This is a genomic window from Ruegeria meonggei, from assembly GCF_900172215.1.
Classification (GTDB): domain Bacteria; phylum Pseudomonadota; class Alphaproteobacteria; order Rhodobacterales; family Rhodobacteraceae; genus Ruegeria; species Ruegeria meonggei.
The window spans coordinates 22463-39198 of the sequence record NZ_FWFP01000003.1; the positions used below are offsets into that span (position 1 = coordinate 22463).

A 16736-nucleotide genomic window follows, 5' to 3' on the forward strand; every position below is an offset into this window, starting at 1 on the left:
AATGACGTGATCTTAGGAAAAATGCTAGCTATAACTATGACAAAAGAGAAAATTGGGGCAGCGTTGAGCAATGGGCCGTCTGATCAAATTCCTGATATATCTGATTTGCCTGTGTTTTATCGGGCTGGTGGCGTACGCCTATCTTGGGCCGTTCTTCGGGGCCGACTTTTCGGCACCGCAGGATGAGGTTCGAGAACCGGTAATACTGAATGTCGAATAAGGTCGCAGTGTTCATGCTGTTTCTGGCCGGGTCGGCTCAGGCACAACAGGAACCACTCTCAGTCATCGACTGGTTAAACGATCCACCCGAGAACCTGCCGGGCACTGTCCTGCTGGAACCGCCTGTAACACAGAGCGGCAATCAACCCGATATCGTCGTCACGCCGCTTGAGGCGCTGTCGCAGCCGCTGGGGCTGGTGTCGTCCTCGGTGACCGGGCTGCCCGTAGACATGTGGCAAGGCAGCGATCCTGACCGTTTGGCCAAGCTGATCGGACACGTCCCGGTTAAGTACAACCCGGCCATGCAGCGCCTTTTGTTTACCCTGCTGCTTTCCGAGGCACGTGCGCCAGCGGAACCAGGCGCGCAAGAGACGCTATTGTTGGCTCGCCTGGACCGATTGATGCAGTTGGGCGCAGCAGATCCGGTGCAGTCGCTGGTGCAACTGGCCGGCCCCACCGACAGCCGTGCGCGATTTCAGCGCTGGTTCGATGCGACATTGCTGACCGGGGACGAAGATCGCAGCTGCACCGCGTTGATCGCGCAACCTCACCTGTCGCAGGACTATGCGGCGCAAATCTTCTGCAAGGCCCGCCGGGGTGATTGGGCGTCAGCCGCCCTGACGCTTGAGGCCGCCCATGCGCTGCAGGTTCTACCGTCCGAAGATTTGGCGGTTCTGGATCGGTTCCTCAGCCCTGAATTATACGAAGATGCAGAATACCTGCCGCAACCTGATCACCCCGACCCGTTAAGCTTCCGTCTGTTTGAGGCTATTGGCGAGCGTCTGCCCTCGACCCCTTTGCCGCGGGCTTTTGCCAATGCCGATTTGCGGGACGTAGCGGGCTGGAAGGCGCAGATCGAAGCAGCTGAACGATTGACACGAATTGGTGCGCTTACACCCAATCAGTTGCTGGGGCTTTATTCTGAACGCGATCCCGCAGCATCCGGCGCAGTCTGGGATCGGGTCGCGGCGGTGCAACGGTTCGAAAGCGCACTGCAGACAGGCAAGCCCACTGCCATAGCCAAAACGCTGCCGATCGTGTGGGCGCAAATGCAAAAAGTCGGTTTGGAAGTTCCGTTTTCCGAATTGTTCGCGGGCCGATTATCGCAGGTAACGCTAACGAATCCAGGCGCTGAAAGCCTGCGCTGGCGCGTTCTGTTGCTGTCCGAACTTTATGAAACCGCAGCCCTGTCTGCACCAGACCAGTCCGAGAAATCGCAGTTTCTGGCCGCATTGGCGCAGGGCGATCCAGGGCGCGCGCGCTCACCTTCGCCACTGGCTGATGCGGTGGCTCAAGGCTTTGCCTGGGCGGCTCCGGTGCCGTCGGATATCGACACGATGCTGGCCAACGGTCAGCTGGGTGAGGCCATTCTGGAAACCATGGAACTGTTCGCTCATGGTGCGCGCGGCAATCTTGTCGATCTGACTGCTGCTATCGCAACATTACGCCGCGTGGGGCTTGAGGATACCGCCCGGCGCGCGGCGCTGAACCTGCTGATCCTGCAAGGCACCTGACCATGACCGCCCCAGCCACTCAGGAGCTTTGGATCTCGACTTTTCTACAGGCGCAAGCAGCCGAACTGGGGGCCGCAACAAACACGCTGCTGGCGTATGGCCGCGATCTGAAGGACTTCGCGGCCTGGCTCGACCATCGCAAGGTCGGATTTGCCGAGGCGGATCGGGATCAGATCGAAGCCTATCTGATCAATTGTGACGCACAGGGATTGGCAAAGTCCACCCGGGCACGGCGGCTTTCGGCCATCAAGCAGATTTTCCGTTTCGCCTTTGAAGAAGGATGGCGCGAGGCCAATCCTGCCATTCAGATCAAAGGTCCCGGTCGGCAGAAACGCCTGCCCAAAACGCTGGATGTGCCCGAAGTTGACCGGTTACTGCAAGCGGCCCGCGAAACCGGGCGCACGCCAACCGACCGTCTGCGCAACACGTGCCTGATGGAGGTTCTTTACGCCACCGGCATGCGGGTGACCGAACTGGTATCCCTGCCCGTATCTTCGGCGCGTGGCGATCCGCGAATGCTGCTGGTCCTGGGTAAAGGCGGCAAGGAACGAATGGTGCCGCTGTCCCCACCCGCACGGGATGCATTGGCGGTCTGGCTCCGCGTGCGGGATGAGGCCGAGGATCAACTGGTGGCCGATGGAGGGCAGCGATCCAAGTTCTTGTTTCCGTCCCGCGGCAAATCTGGCCACCTGACGCGGCACATGTTTTTTCTTCTGGTCAAGGAACTGGCCGTTCAAGGCGGCGTTGCGCCGGAAAAGGTCACGCCGCACACGCTGCGCCATGCTTTTGCGACACATCTGCTGGCCAATGGCGCCGATCTGCGGTCGATCCAGACCCTGCTGGGCCACGCCGACGTCGCAACGACCGAGATATACACCCATGTACTGGACGAACGCCTGTCAGAACTGGTGTTGGAGCATCACCCGCTGGCGAAAGACCCCAGCAACAAGGGCTAACCCCTTGATCCGCCGGGACCGCGCCCCCATAACCAATGCAACACCACAAACAATCAAGGACCGATGGAACCCTCTTCTTCTCTGATCGACGGCGCATTCTGGTTTACCACTGGCGCTATTCTGCTTTTGCTTATCCTGTCGGGCTTTTTCTCGGGTTCTGAAACAGCATTGACCGCATCGTCACGCGGAAAGCTGCGGGCGCAGGCCGACAAAGGCTCGCGCGGGGCGCAAAAGGCGCTGGACATCACCGATGACAATGAACGCCTGATCGGCTCGGTCCTGCTGGGCAATAACCTGGTAAACATCCTTGCGGCATCGCTGGCGACGGCGATGTTCACGCGGCTGTTTGGCGAAAGCGGCGTGGCGCTGGCGACGTTGGTCATGACACTGCTGGTGCTGATCTTTGCCGAGGTGCTGCCCAAGACCTATGCCATCACCAATGCGGAAAAAGCGGCCGCGCTGGTGGCCCCCATCATCAGTGTAGTTGTGACGGTTTTCTCGCCTGTCGTGGCGGCCGTGCGCCTGTTGGTGCGCGGTGTCTTGCGTCTGTTCGGCGTGAAAATTGACCCAGACAGCAACATCCTGGCCGTGCGTGAGGAAATCGCCGGAGCGCTACAGTTGGGCCATTCCGAAGGCGTAGTCGAAAAAGAAGACCGCGATCGTATCCTCGGCGCACTGGATCTAGGCGATCGAACCGTGGAAGAGATCATGTTGCACCGCTCTAACATCCAAATGATCGACGCGGATGACGCCCCGGAAGCCATCTTGCAGCAATGCCTTGAAAGCTCGCACACCCGCCTGCCTGTGTTTCGAGATGAACCCGAGAACATCGTCGGTGTGGTCCATGCCAAAGACCTGTTCCGCGCCATGTACGCCCATGCCGGGGCCAGCGAAAGCGAGACCAATCGGCTTAAGGAATTCGACGTCTCGAAGGTGGCGAACAATCCGTATTTCGTGCCGGAAACCACCACGCTGGACGATCAGATGCGGGAATTCCTGCGGATGCACAGCCACTTTGCGCTGGTGGTCGACGAATACGGATCATTGCGCGGCCTGATTACGCTTGAGGATATCCTGGAAGAAATCGTCGGCGAAATCGCAGATGAGTTCGACATCGACGAGGATGTTCCCGTGACCAGGACTGAGGATGGTCAGTTTCTGGTTGAGGGTGCCATGACGATCCGCGATGTGAACCGCGCGATGGATTGGTCCCTGCCCGATGACGAAGCCAACACCGTCGCAGGTCTGGTTATTCACGAGGCGCAGATGATCCCTATTTCCGGGCAGGTCTTCTCGTTCCACGGGTTCCGGTTTGAGGTCACGGCCCGCGAAGGCAACCGCATCACCGAGTTGAAAATCCGCCCCCTGTGACACCAGATCAGCGACAATCCATGTCGGAAACGGAACAGTAAACCCCAAACGGTACTTGCAGGCTTTGGCTAAATCCAAGGGAGGCAAGTCGTGAAGACCACAACTCAGGTAGCAGTGATTGGCGGCGGCGTCGTCGGGTGTTCGGTTCTATATCACCTGACAGAATTGGGCTGGTCGGACGTAATGCTGCTAGAGCGGTCCGAACTGACCAGCGGGTCAACGTGGCACGCGGCGGGCGGGTTTCACACGCTGAACGGCGACACCAATATGGCTGCGCTGCAGGGCTATACGATCCGCCTGTATAAAGAGCTGGAAGAGATTACCGGAATGTCCTGCGGCCTGCACCATGTGGGTGGCATTACTCTGGCTGACAATCAGGATCGGTTCGACATGTTGCTGGCCGAACGGGCCAAGCACCGGTTCATGGGGCTTGAGACTGAAATCGTAGGTCCCGATGAAATCCGCAAGATCGCCCCGATCACCAAAACAGATGGCATTATCGGCGCCCTTTACGATCCGTTGGACGGCCATCTGGATCCCTCTGGTACAACCCACGCCTACGCCAAGGCCGCGCGGATGGGCGGAGCCACGATCGAAACCCACTGTATGGTGCGCGAAACATTGCAGCGCGCGGATGGCACTTGGGATGTGGTCACTGACAAAGGCACCATCCACGCCGAACATGTGGTCAATGCCGGCGGCCTTTGGGCCCGGGAAGTTGGCGCCATGGCCGGTGTCTATTTCCCGTTACACCCGATGGAACACCAGTATCTGGTCACGGATGCAATCCCTCAGATTGAGGCGATCATCGACGCCGGGGGCGAGCACCCGCATGTGATGGACCCCGCTGGAGAAAGCTATCTGCGCCAGGAAGGCCGCGGCTTGTGCATCGGGTTCTACGAACAACCCTGCAAACCCTGGGCTGTGGACGGCACCCCGTGGGAATTCGGCCACGAACTTTTGCCCGATGACTATGACAAGATCACCGACAGTATCGAGTTCGCCTATGAACGTTTTCCGGTTTTGGCCGAGGCCGGAGTGAAATCAGTGATCCACGGGCCGTTCACTTTCGCACCGGACGGCAACCCTCTGGTCGGACCGGTGCCGGGGATGCGCAATTACTGGTCGGCCTGCGGTGTGATGGCAGGGTTCAGCCAAGGTGGCGGCGTCGGTCTGACACTGGCGCAGTGGATGATCGAGGGTGAGCCCGAGCGCGATGTCTTTGCCATGGATGTGGCCAGGTTTGGCGACTGGATCAACCCCGGCTACACCCGCCCCAAAGTGGTCGAAAACTATCAAAAACGGTTCAGCGTATCCTACCCGAACGAAGAATTGCCCGCCGCCCGGCCAAACCGAACCACCCCGATGTACGACATCTTCACCGATCTGGGCGCGGTTTGGGGACAGCAATATGGGCTGGAAGTTCCGAATTATTTCGCTAAGGACGGCGAGCCCGGATATGAGACGCCCTCGTTCCGGCGATCAGATGCGTTTGACGCAACCGGGCGCGAGGTACGTGCCGTTCGCACCGGCGTCGGCATCAACGAAGTTCACAATTTTGGCAAATACCGCATCACGGGACCGGGCGCGCGGGACTGGCTGGACCGGATCATGGCCGGGCGTATACCCAAGCCGGGGCGGCTATCGTTGACGCCGATGCTGTCCCAAAAGGGCAAGCTGATCGGGGATTTCACTGTCTCGTGCCTGGGCGAGGCCGAATTCCAACTGACCGCGTCTTATGGCAGTCAGGCCTTTCACATGCGGTGGTTCCTGCAACATCAGATCGACGGCGTTAGCATCGAAAACATCAGTGACCGTTTGAACGGGTTCCAGATTGCGGGGCCCAACGCCACACAGGTGCTGGCCGCCTGCACCCGCGACGACCTGTCAGATTTCTGCTTTCTCGATGTGCGGCGCATGACGGTCGGAATGGCCGACTGCATTGTCCAACGGGTCAGCTATACCGGAGATCTGGGGTATGAGATTTACTGCGATCCGATGGCCCAACGGCAGCTCTGGTGGACCTTGTGGCAGGCCGGTCAATCCCACGACATGGTGCCCTTTGGCATGCGCGCGATGATGAGCCTGCGTCTGGACAAGTTCTTTGGGTCCTGGATGTCGGAATTTTCACCAGATTACACAGCTGCCGAGACGGGGCTGGATCGGTTCATCTCTTACTCGAAAAACGCCGACTTCATTGGTCGCGCAGCTGCCGAGCTTGAACAGGCTGAGGGTCCCGCACGCAAGCTGGTGGCTTTTGAGGTCGACGCCGACGATGCGGATGTCAACGCTTATGAGCCGATCTGGCTGGAAGGCGAGGTCGTGGGTTTCTGCACCTCGGGCGGCTACTCTCACCACGCCCGGAAATCCGTCGCCTTGGGTTTCCTCCCTGCCGACCGCGCGGCCGACGGATCGCAGGTTCAGATCGAAATCCTGGGACAGATGCGCAATGCCCGTGTGATTTCTCGGCCGCTGTTTGATGCGGACGGTGCGCGTATGCGGGGATGACTCGCCCGCGCTCCGGCGGCATGGTGGCGGTATGACTCAGATACCAATCATTCTACTGGCCGCCGGACAGTCCAGCCGCATGGGCGGCAGGGACAAGCTGTTACAAATCGTCGATGACTTGCCCTTGCTGCGACGCGCAGCACAGATCGCATTACAAGCGGCGCCGGTTATCGTGGCCCTGCCCGCGTCTCCGCACCCCAGATACACAGCGCTCGAGGGATTGGATCTGCGAATGATCGAAATCCCCGATGCCAGTGAGGGCATGAACGCCAGCTTGCGTGGTGCCTTGGCTCATGTGCCGTCTGATGCTCCGGCCGCGATGGTTCTTCTGGCTGACCTGCCTGACATCACTGCTGACGATCTGACGGCCGTTCTGGGTGCCGTCAAAATCCACCCGGACAACCTGATCTGGCGGGGTGAGACAGCTTCAGGCAAAGCCGGTCACCCGGTGGTTTTTGACCGCAGCCTGTTTGACCAACTTACAACCTTGACCGGCGATGAGGGTGCGCAATCTGTTGTGCGGGCGCATTCAGATCAGGTGCATTTGCACGCTCTGCCGGCAAGCAACGCATTACTGGATTTGGACACGCCGGAAGACTGGGAGATATGGGCGGGAAATCGCCGGTCCTGAACGCACCGGCCCAAAATGAACACGGCCCGGTCGTTGTCGACCGGGCCGGTTGCCCAAAACAGGACTACCACTTTTCATCAATCCCAGAAGCGCGGCCAAAACTGCCTATTGGCAATCTGGCTATTGTGCCGCTGAACCTAAACAAGACCCCCTCGTTAACATGCCGCTCAGCGCTTCCAGTAACTGTGACAAGCCTTTGGCACCCCCTAGTGCCATCGGCTCCCCCTCGCTTGGGCCTTTTCATCGTCACCGATCCGAAGGATTCAAACAATCTAAAATTGGACGGGATGGTTAATTTTAAGGGTATCAGAATGGTTTTTCCGCAACATTCTTTCGAGGTCATTCTACCTAACGTTGAGCGTCGCCCCCACCCGAAGTGACGTCGATTTTGGTTATGTCTACGTCCAGTGAGCTATCTAGCAATTATGTCGAGAATTGTTCCCGTTTACGCCAGCGATCAACGCGCAGCGCCACAACCAAAAGAGGATCGCTCGAAAACAGTGAAAATCAATGGGTGTTTTGTTAACAAAACTGAGTCAATTCAACTCTTTTCGCGCTTTGCTGGTCAAATCGGCAACAATCCACCGATTCGCCAAGAATGATTCGCGCGAATCCTCCGATCGCCGCCTCAGATGCAGCGGCATGGAACCGTTCTTTTGTGGCAGAATTAAGATTTCTTAACAATCCAATCAGGAAACACTCAGACTGAAGGCGCATCTCCTGTTTCAACGCGCGGTCGCAATCGCGTGGTATATACAGGAGACAACAATGAGCATCCGCAAATCCTCCCTTCTTCCCGGGACAAACAATTGGGTCGGCGTTGGCGCATTAGGCGCTGCACTGCTGGCAACCACCGCCCTGCCCTCAATGGCCGATGAGGCGCTGGCCGATCTCGTCGAAAACGTTTCGCCCTCGGTGGTCACAATCATCGCAGAGCAAAACACGGCCCCAATGCCCGCGCAGGGCCAGGATCTTGAAGACCACCCGTTCGGGGAATTCTTTAAACGCTTTGGCACGCCCGAAGGATTCAATGCACCGCAACGTGGACCTGCACAGGGGCTGGGATCAGGGTTTGTGCTGGATGAAGCCGGATACATTGTTACCAATCACCACGTCGTCGACAACGCCGCGACCGTGACAGTGCGCCTGAGCGACGAGCGCAGCTTTGAGGCCGAAGTGATCGGTACCGACCCGCTGACCGATATCGCCATTCTGAAAATCGACGCGGGTGAAAGCCTGCAGGCCGTGGATCTGGGCAACAGCGATGTCATTCGCGTGGGCGAAGATGTGGTGGCCATTGGCAACCCGTTCGGCCTGCATTCCACCGTGACCACCGGGATCGTTTCGGCCAAGGGTCGCAACATCTCGCAAGGACCCTACGCCGAGTTCATCCAGACCGATGCCGCCATAAACAAGGGCAATTCGGGCGGCCCGCTGTTTAATATGGAAGGCGAAGTGGTTGGCGTAAACTCGGCCATCTATTCACCAACCGGAGGGTCCGTGGGTCTGGGCTTTGCCGTGACCTCGAACATTGTCGAACACATCGCCGCTGACCTGCGCGATGATGGTCAGGTCAGCCGCGGCTGGCTGGGCGTATCGATCCAGAATGTCAGCCCCGAAATCGCGGCTGCCATGGGTATCGACGCATCCGCTGGCGCACTGGTGTCGGACGTAGTCGACGGCAGCCCGGCTGAAGGCATTCTGAAACAGGGCGATGTCATCCTGACCTTCAACAACGAACCAGTCGATTCCAGCAGTGATCTGCCGCTTTTGGTCGGAACCACCAAGGTGGGCACCGACAGTGTTCTGACCGTTCTGCGTGATGGGGCCGAACAGCAGCTTGAGCTGACGATCGGACAGCACCAAAGCGCTTCGGCCGAGATCGACAAGTCGGTGGACGAAACCGTCTCGGGCACCGCTCTGGGCGTGACAGTTGCCCCACTGACCGACAGCAACCGCAGCCAGATGGGCGTGGCTGAAAATGTCGACGGCGTCGTTGTCACCGACATGGCCCCTGACAGCCCCGCTGCCAAGGCCGGACTTCAGCCCGGTGATGTAATCGTCAAGTTGGGCGGTCAGGACACCGCGACACCGGACGCTTTGAAAGCCGCGTTGGACAGCGAAAAGACCGACCCCGCGCTTGTCCTGATCAATCGCGGCGGCAACCAGATCTTTGTTGCGGTGGAAATCGCCTGATCAAACACCAGCGCGCGCCACAAGATGGGGATATCTGGCGGGCGCCTCCTCGGCGGGTTTGAATTGTCCGCAAACCGCTGGGGCTGCCGGGTGCGCAAGGACGCACCCGGCACGTAAACACTTCAAACCATGTGCTTTACCCGCAAATTATGTTTAAATCCGGATAGAAGGGAGGTCCGATCATGAGCCGCCGCCTGCTAATCGTAGAAGACGACGAAGATACCCGGGACTTCATCGCCAAAGGATTTGGTGAAGAAGGCTATGTGGTAGAAATGGCCACTGACGGCCGCGAGGGCCTGTATCACGCCACCGATGGCGGATTTGACGCCGTTGTTCTGGATCGGATGTTGCCCGGATTGGACGGCTTGTCTCTGATTAAATCAATGCGTGCGGCGGGGTTGAAAACACCGGTGCTGATGCTGACCGCGATGAGCGCCGTTGACGAGCGGGTCAAGGGACTGCGTGCGGGGGCCGATGACTATCTGGTCAAACCGTTTTCCTTTCAGGAGCTGCACGCCCGGATCGAGGCCCTGCTGCGCCGCCCGCAAGAGTCCGAGGAAAGCCCCACGCTGACTTGCAAAGACCTCGAGATGGACCTGCTGACCCGCAAGGTCACCCGCGACGAGCGAGAAATCAGCCTCACCCCTCGCGAATTTCAGATCCTTGAGTTCTTTTTGCGCCGCAAGAACCGCGTGGTGTCACGCACCATGCTGTTGGAGGGCGTGTGGGATTACCATTTCGACCCAAATACCAATGTGGTCGACGTCCATATCTCAAAGCTGCGACGTCAGTTGGACGAAGGCGGAGAGCCACCATTGATTGAAACCGTCCGAGGTGCAGGTTACATGATATCCGATGGATAACTTGCGACTTTCCTTCAACAATTCCCGTACCCGCCTAGTCCTGGCCAGCATGGTCCTGAGCACTTTGTTGACAGCCACGGTTCTGGCATTGGTTTACGTAACCGCGAATCGCAGCATCGAAAGCGAAACCCGGTCGGTCGTGTCGGCCGAACTGACTGGGTTGGCGGACGAATATGAACGTCGCGGGCTGATCGGTCTGATGGCAGCGATCGAACGGCGCATTCCCTCGGCGTCCGAACGGGATGCTTTGTACCTGCTGACGGATCGATTTGGCGCCAAGCTGGTTGGCAACCTTAAACAATGGCCCGAGGGTATCGCCGCAGGCGGCGGTTGGGTCGATCTTGAATTACGCCGCGCGGATAATGATCAACTGGTGCCCATTTCGGCTGCCTCCATCCGCCTGCCCGGCGGTGAACGTCTGTTGGTGGGGCGCGACGCGTTGGCGCGGCAGCAGTTTGACCGCGTCTTGTTGCGTTCAGTCGGAATTGCCCTGGGTATTGCTCTGGCGCTAAGCGTCCTGACTGGCTGGCTGTTCACCCGGCTTGTTTTCTCGCGCCTGTCCGATATCGCCAGCACTGCCGAAAACATCGTATCGGGCGATCTGTCCCGCCGAATGCCGCTGCGCGGCACTGGCGATGAGTTTGATCAGGTCGCTGGAACGTTGAACACCATGCTGGATCGGATCGAAGAGCTGGTCAGTAATCTGCGCACCACGTCGAACTCTATCGCGCATGATCTGCGCTCTCCCTTGTCTCGGTTGCGGCAACGGGTTGATGCGCTGTCTGATCCGGACAAGTCCGAACAAGATCGCGAAATTGACATCGCTCGGGCATCGGCAGAAATCGACCATGTTCTGCGCGTCCTGGGCCAGCTGACCGAAATCTCGCGCGCCGAGGCTGGCGTCGGGCGCGAACAATTTGAACCCGTCGACCTTCAGGACTTGGTGGCCAATGTAGCTGAATTGTATGAACCCGTGGCCGCCGATCAGGGCATTCAACTGGAAATCACCGGAACAGCCGCGGCGATCCCCGGTCACCGCCCGCTGCTGTCGCAGGCTTTGTCGAACCTGTTGGAAAACGCGATGCGTTACGCCCCGGACGACACGACAATCACGATCAGCCTTACCGAAGACGGCCCGTTCACCTTTCTGAGCGTTCGCGACCGCGGCCCCGGTGTCCCGCAAGAAGACCTGCCACGCTTGCAAATGCCCTTTGTGACGCTTGATCCGGCCCGTACCGAACGCAATTCCGGGCTGGGCCTGGCACTGGTGGCCGCGATTTCCCACATGCATGGCGGTGCATTTGAAGCGCACAATTGCGATCCAGGGCTTGATGCCACGATCAAACTGGCGCGATAGCCCTAAGCTGGCAAACCGTCGATGGCCATCGTCTTGTTTTTATATCGTTTATCCGCGGTTACATCTGTGCCGAACCACTTTGGCGGGGTGTAGGCCTGCGCCTCGGGCTCGGATAGAAACTCCACCTCGACCAGACGCAGCGGGGCCAGATCACCCACAAACACGTCCAGTTCGAACACACGTCCATCCGGCAATTCCCCAGTATAGCGCTCTTTTTCCACCCGACGTCCTTCGGTTTCGGGCCAGAAAGTCTCGAACTGCTCGGCCGAGATCTCGGCCTCGCGCTCGACCCGGACCATCGTACCACCGCCTTTCAGCGTCAGATAGTATCGGTCATTCTTCTGGCGCAGACGCAGTTCAGTAGAATCGTCAGGGGCGGTCAGATATCCCTGCCGCACCAAGGCTTTCTCAGTTGGCCCTAAATCCGGCAGGTCAGCAACCAGGAACTTGCGTTCTATTTCGGTGCTCATATGGTTGAAACCTCTCCGTTTTCCAGCTCGTCAAACAGCTCTTGATAGGCAATCGCCGCCGCACTACGCCCGGCATAAACCCCAAGCGGGGCGCGGTTTTGTCCCATCCGCTCGATATCGGCGGCAAATGGGATCTCGGCATTCAGGAACCGTTTGCGATACAGTTTTCGCATCCTCTCGATCGTGTCCAGGTGCAGCGTCTTGCGTCGTTGAACCATTGAAAAGAACGCCCGCAGTTTTTTCTTGGGTAGTCCCTGTTTTTCGAAAAACGTTACGAGTTGATCGAATGTTCGTTCAGACAAGGTCGTTGGAATGACCGGCACCACAATCTGGTCGGCTGCTCTGAAGATGTTTTCAGATAGGGTCGAGAAATTCGGCGGACAATCCAGAAGGACCACGTCATAGTCGCTACCTGCTGCCGCAAGTGCCTTTTTCAACCGGGATCTTTTGTTTCGCATCCGCGACAAAAACACGTCGAAATCGCGGAAGGTCAGATTGGCCGGCAGTACATCAAACCTGTCATAGTCACTGGCCCGAATCGAGCCGGTAAAGCGTTCAACATCCTCGAAAAACCGCGCGTCCTTGAGTTTCTTTGACGGTTTGACCCGCAGGTAAAATCCCGACGCCCCTTGCGGGTCGAGATCACACAGCAACACCGTGTACCCTGCCTGCGCATAACAATAGGCCAGATTCACCGAGGTTGCGGTTTTTCCTACACCGCCTTTATTGCTGTAACAGGCAATGATCTTCACGTTTTGACCTCCTTGTGGTGAAACAGGGTGCAGAACAGATGCTGAGTGTCCTGGCTGTCGAAATGCTTGAAACTGGCGATAACGCGGTGCCGTTCGGCCCTTTGCCGCTGATCAAGGATGCCGACCAACCCGCCAGCCGCCAAGGCCAGCTGCGCATTCACGCGGCCCTGCGCGTTGCTTTGACGAGACACAAAGCCAAGTAGCGCATCTTGCTGCACCGAGTAATCATTGAACAGGCCCAGGTTATCTTGAAGCTTTTTCAGGGGCTTAATTAGCACTTTGAATGCCTTCTTGTCGAACAAGGGCGCGAAGAACTCCATCAAGTAACGCAGCTTCTTGCAATCGATGCGCAGGGCGTGAACGGCCTCATCCGGCGTGTCTTCTGTAATCCTGCGCGCCAGTTTGCAGACTTTACGGTAGCGTTTCCAGATCAATGCACACGCATAGTCATAGGCCCCTCGAGCAGCATTGGGACCGGGCTGAATCGCCCCTGCCTCGGAAAACAGCGTTGTCAGTTTACTCATCTGTTGTTCATACGCCGTGCTTCGGAACTGTTTTGTCAACGCTTGAAACGCACGCGCACGTTCCGCTCTGAACTGGTCGAACATAGCCTCAAGTCCAAGGTGAAGGTTGGATGGCAAAAGACTGAAATACATATCTTTATCCAGAAGATAGACATCCATGTCCCGCACCGGTCCTGTCGGAGCCATGAGATCGGAAAATACTTGCTTAAACTCTGCAGTCTGGTCGGGGGAAAAAACCCCTTTGAACAGGCTGAGAACCGAACGGATACGGCGCAGGGACACTCTGTAGTCATGCAGGAATTCGGTATCTATGTCGGCGATCACCCCGGCCTCATTCTGCCGTGCCACGTGCAGGTAAGTACGGATGATATCGGTCGCCACCTGAACCGACGGCTCATCGGTGCCAAGCGCAATATCCGGCTTGGCCTTGTAGGGGGAGATCCCGGGAAGCAAAGCCTGGAAAACGGCTTCCATGCTCTGTTGGCCACTGGACAGGTCCGCAAACGCTGCGCGCACGGTCTGAAACGCGCGGTCATACCCGCGCATCGGCTGAACGCACACCAGAACCACCTGCCCGCCTTGCGTTGACAATGACTGTGCGAAACCCCGAACTTGCGTCTTCTGCAAATCGTCCAAAACCGCAAAGTCATGGCTCTCGAACCAGCCAGAGGTGATGCCCATCAACGCACGCAAGCTGGAAAACCCGGTCAGAGCGGTGCGAACGGGACCTTCGGGCAGGTCCTGCACGAAACGGCCTGTTCCGATGCCACTTTGCTCTACCACTGAGCCATCGGAGTTCAGCAACCTCAAGACGTCATCTGTTTGGATCAACAGACGCCCACCTGCCCGGACAGACTGATCATAACAATCCAGCAGATTAAACGCGCGGCGGGGGATGGAGTTCTCAATCTTCAACGAGAAGCCTTTGAGACCTTTTGAGACCTGTGTCAGATCAAACCTGCCAGAAAACACAAAGAACCCGTCGTCGTTCGCCATTACTGGCACCCCACCAGCGGCGGGGAAACAAACATATGCAGGGTCGAGGCGTCGCCGATCATTTCCTGTTCTCCAGATCTTCGGACATCGGTGACCTCGTGACTGCTCGGCGCCATGAGAACGTACATCCCGTCGGTAATCAAGGATCGCAAGACGTTTCGCCTGCACAAAAAACAGGCGGATGACAGCACCGGTGCGCGGGGTTAAAAGGTGGTCATGTCCGATCCTGTTTCATCAATCCGAAATCTTGGCCCAGCCTATGAGCAAGCCTGCGCCAAGGCAGGTATCCGCTCGGCGCAGCAATTGCGCGACATTGGCCCCGATGAGGCCTATACACGTTTGTTGCAGACAGGTTCACGCCCGCATTTCATCGGGTATTACGTTCTGGTCATGGGTCTACAGGGGCGGCCCTGGAACGACTGCAAAGGCGATGAGAAGAAAGCGTTGCGACAAAGATTTGACGCGATCAAAGCAGGTGTCAATGCGGCACCGGAAACGCAGATGATGTCGGATCTGGATGCCATCGGTGTGCGCGTGACGACTGACGATCTCAAACCAAAGTAAAAAAAGCCGCGCCCGTTTCCGGATGCGGCCTGAATTTTTCGTCTGGCGAGAGTTTAGCCGACCAGTTCGATACCCGAGAAGAAATACGCGATCTCAACCGCTGCAGTTTCCGGAGCATCCGAACCGTGGACCGAGTTTTCGCCAACTGATTCAGCAAATTCAGCACGGATGGTGCCGGCGGCCGCGTCTGCGGGGTTGGTTGCGCCCATGACTTCACGGTTCTTGGCAATGGCGCCTTCGCCTTCCAGTACCTGAACAATTACCGGCTCGGACGACATGAATTCGCACAGTTCATCATAGAACGGGCGCTCGGCATGTACGTCGTAGAACTTGCCAGCTTGCGCCTTGGTCATGTGGATACGTTTTTGTGCAACGATGCGCAGACCTGCATCTTCGAACTTGGCATTGATCTTGCCAGTCAGGTTGCGGCGGGTTGCATCGGGCTTGATGATCGAGAATGTGCGTTCCAGTGCCATATCGGCCTCTCCTTCGTGTAAGGCGCAGGACATGCGCCGAAATCCATCGCGCGCCGCCTAGCACGGTATGTGCCTTATGAAAAGCACTATGATAGCTGACCGCTCAAATCGCGTCAGGCAGCGGGTCCTGTCGGTCGACCCGACGAACATAAAGCACGGCCAGAAGACCGGCGAAGCTGCTGGTGCACATCATGCCAAGTACCAGAAACGGGCCGTTTTCCGCCGTGACCAATGCGCCTGTCAACGACGTAAGAACAGCGCCCAGGGCCACAATCATTGCGCCGGACAGGCCAGCCGCGCTGCCCGCCAGTTTCGGGCGAACGGACATCACTCCGGCCGACGCGTTGGCATTGGTCAAACCGTTGCCAAAGCCCACAAACACCGCCGCCCCGAAGAAAACCCAAACCGAGCCCTGCCCGCCCGAAAACAACAACAACCCACAGAACGGACCGGCTGAGGCGATGATCCGCCCCGCCAGGATCATGGTGGTCAGCTTCGTATGGGCTGCGATACGTCCGGTGATGAAATTGCCGACCATGAATCCGCCGGTGATGATCCCGATACCAAGGCCCAGCATTGCGGGGCTCAGATCGAACCAAGCAGCGGCAACCAGCGGCGCGCCAGTAATAAAACTGAAAAACCCGCCGATGGAAAACGCCGCGCATAGTGCGTAGCCCCAAAACCGGCGGGCACGAAACAGGTGTGGGTATTCACGCAACTGGGCCGAGAAGGTTGCGGACCGATGTGTATTCGTCTCACCCATATCCGCCCATAACAGGATCAGCATCCCGGCCCCAAACCCGGAATACAGAATAAACCCGGCCCGCCACCCAAGGACCATATCCAGAGCCCCGCCCAGCATCGGCCCCAACATCGGCGCCAGTGCCATCGCCATAGCGACATAGCCCAGTTTACTGGCTGCCTCGTTTGGGGAATGCATGTCGCGGATCGCCGCGCTGGACAGAACTGGCCCCGCGACCACCGCCGCCTGCAACAGCCGAAACCCAAGGAAGGTCCAGATCGAATCTGCCAGTACGCAACCGACCGACGCGACGGTAAAGATCGCCATGCAGATCAACAGGATCGGCCTGCGCCCATAACGATCCGACAAGGGCCCCATGATCAATTGCAGCACGGCGGAAATCGCCAGATATCCCGCCACGGACAGGTTCACCAACGCGTAGTCGACCTGAAAATCATCTGCCATCCGCGCCAGCGACGGCAGGAACATATTCAGCGTTAGCACCGAAAGGGCCGTCGCAAAAATCAACGTAGCCAAGGAAGGGGGCGTTTGGGCCGCGCGCATGGGGTAAGAACCGTCTGAAAACCAACTGGATCA

15 protein-coding genes are annotated in these 16736 nt (G+C 58.0%); 10 read left to right on the forward strand and 5 right to left on the reverse strand.

The window, feature by feature from the left end:
• Window positions 1–70 precede the first annotated feature (70 nt).
• The 9 genes from RUM8411_RS22815 (at window position 71) to RUM8411_RS05295 (ending at window position 11615) form a co-directional block, all read left to right on the forward strand.
• Complete coding sequence (locus RUM8411_RS22815) at window positions 71–220, forward strand: hypothetical protein (RefSeq protein ID WP_200818536.1); 150 nt, start codon at window positions 71–73, stop codon at window positions 218–220.
• Entirely contained in the window at window positions 210–1733 is a 1524-nt protein-coding gene (locus tag RUM8411_RS05260) for a hypothetical protein (RefSeq protein ID WP_085821630.1), read from the forward strand. Before RUM8411_RS22815 ends, RUM8411_RS05260 begins: the two co-directional genes overlap by 11 nt.
• A 2-nt stretch (window positions 1734–1735) precedes the next feature.
• The gene (locus tag RUM8411_RS05265; protein ID WP_085821631.1) at window positions 1736–2689 is read left to right on the forward strand and encodes a site-specific tyrosine recombinase XerD; all 954 of its coding nucleotides are present in this window, start codon (window positions 1736–1738) and stop codon (window positions 2687–2689) included.
• A 63-nt stretch (window positions 2690–2752) separates the two neighbouring features.
• Window positions 2753–4060: an HlyC/CorC family transporter gene (locus tag RUM8411_RS05270; RefSeq protein ID WP_085821632.1), complete on the forward strand. Its 1308-nt coding sequence runs from the start codon at window positions 2753–2755 to the stop codon at window positions 4058–4060.
• A 90-nt stretch (window positions 4061–4150) separates the two neighbouring features.
• Window positions 4151–6568 carry a GcvT family protein gene (locus RUM8411_RS05275; RefSeq protein WP_085821633.1) on the forward strand — a complete coding sequence of 806 codons (2418 nt, stop codon included), beginning with the start codon at window positions 4151–4153 and terminating at the stop codon, window positions 6566–6568.
• Window positions 6569–6599: 31 nt separating this feature from the next.
• Complete coding sequence (locus RUM8411_RS05280; RefSeq protein ID WP_085821634.1) at window positions 6600–7199, forward strand: nucleotidyltransferase family protein; 600 nt, start codon at window positions 6600–6602, stop codon at window positions 7197–7199.
• 768 nt (window positions 7200–7967) lie between these two features.
• On the forward strand, window positions 7968–9395 hold the full coding sequence (locus RUM8411_RS05285) for a Do family serine endopeptidase (protein ID WP_085821636.1): 1428 nt from the start codon (window positions 7968–7970) through the stop codon (window positions 9393–9395).
• Window positions 9396–9577: 182 nt separating this feature from the next.
• Window positions 9578–10258, forward strand: a complete 681-nt coding sequence (locus RUM8411_RS05290; protein ID WP_085821638.1) for a response regulator transcription factor — start codon at window positions 9578–9580, stop codon at window positions 10256–10258.
• Window positions 10251–11615, forward strand: a complete 1365-nt coding sequence (locus tag RUM8411_RS05295) for a sensor histidine kinase (RefSeq protein WP_085821639.1) — start codon at window positions 10251–10253, stop codon at window positions 11613–11615. Before RUM8411_RS05290 ends, RUM8411_RS05295 begins: the two co-directional genes overlap by 8 nt.
• A 2-nt stretch (window positions 11616–11617) precedes the next feature.
• Here the strand turns inward: RUM8411_RS05295 and RUM8411_RS05300 are convergent, their stop codons facing one another.
• The 3 genes from RUM8411_RS05300 to RUM8411_RS05310 are packed head-to-tail and all read right to left on the reverse strand — an operon-like array spanning window position 11618 to window position 14357.
• The gene (locus tag RUM8411_RS05300; protein WP_085821640.1) at window positions 11618–12085 is read right to left on the reverse strand and encodes a CYTH domain-containing protein; all 468 of its coding nucleotides are present in this window, start codon (window positions 12083–12085) and stop codon (window positions 11618–11620) included.
• Window positions 12082–12837, reverse strand: a complete 756-nt coding sequence (locus RUM8411_RS05305) for a ParA family protein (protein WP_085821641.1) — start codon at window positions 12835–12837, stop codon at window positions 12082–12084. The genes RUM8411_RS05300 and RUM8411_RS05305 overlap by 4 nt, the downstream gene beginning before the upstream one ends.
• Entirely contained in the window at window positions 12834–14357 is a 1524-nt protein-coding gene (locus tag RUM8411_RS05310) for a CHAD domain-containing protein (RefSeq protein ID WP_085821642.1), read from the reverse strand. Before RUM8411_RS05310 ends, RUM8411_RS05305 begins: the two co-directional genes overlap by 4 nt.
• Before the next feature lie 216 nt (window positions 14358–14573).
• Between RUM8411_RS05310 and RUM8411_RS05315 the strand changes: the two genes are divergently transcribed.
• The gene (locus RUM8411_RS05315) at window positions 14574–14921 is read left to right on the forward strand and encodes a TfoX/Sxy family protein (protein WP_085821643.1); all 348 of its coding nucleotides are present in this window, start codon (window positions 14574–14576) and stop codon (window positions 14919–14921) included.
• 53 nt (window positions 14922–14974) lie between these two features.
• On the opposite strand, the gene ndk is transcribed toward RUM8411_RS05315, so the two are convergent.
• Window positions 14975–15397 carry a nucleoside-diphosphate kinase gene (ndk, locus tag RUM8411_RS05320; protein ID WP_085821644.1) on the reverse strand — a complete coding sequence of 141 codons (423 nt, stop codon included), beginning with the start codon at window positions 15395–15397 and terminating at the stop codon, window positions 14975–14977.
• Between the two features lie 103 nt (window positions 15398–15500).
• Entirely contained in the window at window positions 15501–16703 is a 1203-nt protein-coding gene (locus RUM8411_RS05325) for a multidrug effflux MFS transporter (RefSeq protein ID WP_085821645.1), read from the reverse strand.
• Between the last annotated feature and the right edge of the window lie 33 nt (window positions 16704–16736).

Excerpts from the sequence above, each read along its gene's own strand:
- RUM8411_RS22815 (WP_200818536.1), top strand. The coding sequence starts at position 71 with ATGGGCCGTCTGATCAAATTCCTGATATATCTGATTTGCCTGTGTTTT.
- RUM8411_RS05300 (WP_085821640.1), bottom strand. The coding sequence starts at position 12,085 with ATGAGCACCGAAATAGAACGCAAGTTCCTGGTTGCTGACCTGCCGGAT.
- RUM8411_RS05270 (WP_085821632.1), top strand. The coding sequence starts at position 2,753 with ATGGAACCCTCTTCTTCTCTGATCGACGGCGCATTCTGGTTTACCACT.
- RUM8411_RS05280 (WP_085821634.1), top strand. The coding sequence starts at position 6,600 with ATGACTCAGATACCAATCATTCTACTGGCCGCCGGACAGTCCAGCCGC.
- RUM8411_RS05290 (WP_085821638.1), top strand. The coding sequence starts at position 9,578 with ATGAGCCGCCGCCTGCTAATCGTAGAAGACGACGAAGATACCCGGGAC.
- ndk (WP_085821644.1), bottom strand. The coding sequence starts at position 15,397 with ATGGCACTGGAACGCACATTCTCGATCATCAAGCCCGATGCAACCCGC.
- RUM8411_RS05325 (WP_085821645.1), bottom strand. The coding sequence starts at position 16,703 with ATGCGCGCGGCCCAAACGCCCCCTTCCTTGGCTACGTTGATTTTTGCG.
- RUM8411_RS05285 (WP_085821636.1), top strand. The coding sequence starts at position 7,968 with ATGAGCATCCGCAAATCCTCCCTTCTTCCCGGGACAAACAATTGGGTC.
- RUM8411_RS05260 (WP_085821630.1), top strand. The coding sequence starts at position 210 with ATGTCGAATAAGGTCGCAGTGTTCATGCTGTTTCTGGCCGGGTCGGCT.
- RUM8411_RS05315 (WP_085821643.1), top strand. The coding sequence starts at position 14,574 with ATGTCCGATCCTGTTTCATCAATCCGAAATCTTGGCCCAGCCTATGAG.
- RUM8411_RS05295 (WP_085821639.1), top strand. The coding sequence starts at position 10,251 with ATGGATAACTTGCGACTTTCCTTCAACAATTCCCGTACCCGCCTAGTC.
- RUM8411_RS05265 (WP_085821631.1), top strand. The coding sequence starts at position 1,736 with ATGACCGCCCCAGCCACTCAGGAGCTTTGGATCTCGACTTTTCTACAG.
- RUM8411_RS05310 (WP_085821642.1), bottom strand. The coding sequence starts at position 14,357 with ATGGCGAACGACGACGGGTTCTTTGTGTTTTCTGGCAGGTTTGATCTG.